The sequence below is a fragment of the Pantoea sp. Cy-640 genome (assembly GCF_011752635.1).
Classification (GTDB): Bacteria; Pseudomonadota; Gammaproteobacteria; order Enterobacterales; family Enterobacteriaceae; genus Pantoea; species Pantoea dispersa.
The window spans coordinates 1-702 of the sequence record NZ_VWXB01000026.1; the positions used below are offsets into that span (position 1 = coordinate 1).

The 702-nt window shown below is 51.1% G+C and carries 2 tRNA genes and 1 rRNA gene; all 3 read right to left on the bottom strand.

The annotated features are described in order from the left end of the window. Positions 1-277 precede the first annotated feature (277 nt). Positions 278-353 (bottom strand) — tRNA-Ala (locus tag F3J36_RS23995). 116 nt (positions 354-469) lie between these two features. Further along, positions 470-546 (bottom strand) — tRNA-Ile (locus F3J36_RS24000). A 73-nt stretch (positions 547-619) separates the two neighbouring features. Continuing rightward, positions 620-702: ribosomal RNA gene (locus tag F3J36_RS24005) — 16S ribosomal RNA — on the bottom strand; the annotation flags it as partial.

The window sequence follows — 702 nt, forward strand, 5'->3', positions numbered from 1 at the left end:
CTTTTCGCAGATTAGCACGTCCTTCATCGCCTCTGACTGCCAGGGCATCCACCGTGTACGCTTAGTCGCTTAACCTCACAACCCACAGGCGTTTTGCAACGCTGCGGACTGCAAGCATTTGAGAGACCCGAACGCATCGTGATTCATTTCTTATTACGGAGAAATGAAGCGACGCGTCGTTTCAAATTTTCAGCTTGTTCCGGATTGTTAAAGAGCAATAACTTCGCAATGCATTCAGTAAATGCATTCTGAAGTTGTATCAACGCGGGTTCGTTGATGGTGGAGCTAAGCGGGATCGAACCGCTGACCTCCTGCGTGCAAGGCAGGCGCTCTCCCAGCTGAGCTATAGCCCCGATGAGTGTTGTAAAACGCATGAGTACCAAGGAGAATCATTTTTCAGGCAAGGCGCAGGGTCGCGACGCATAGTCTTCTATGCGAGCGGCGCTGTAACGCAGCATGAGAAATGATTTGGTAGGCCTGAGTGGACTTGAACCACCGACCTCACCCTTATCAGGGGTGCGCTCTAACCACCTGAGCTACAAGCCTGCAGGCGTTTTACGCTCTTCTCTAAGTTCATCAGACAATCTGTGTGAGCACTTCGCGGGAAGGTATCTTCAGGTAAGGAGGTGATCCAACCGCAGGTTCCCCTACGGTTACCTTGTTACGACTTCACCCCAGTCATGAATCACAAAGTGGTAAGCG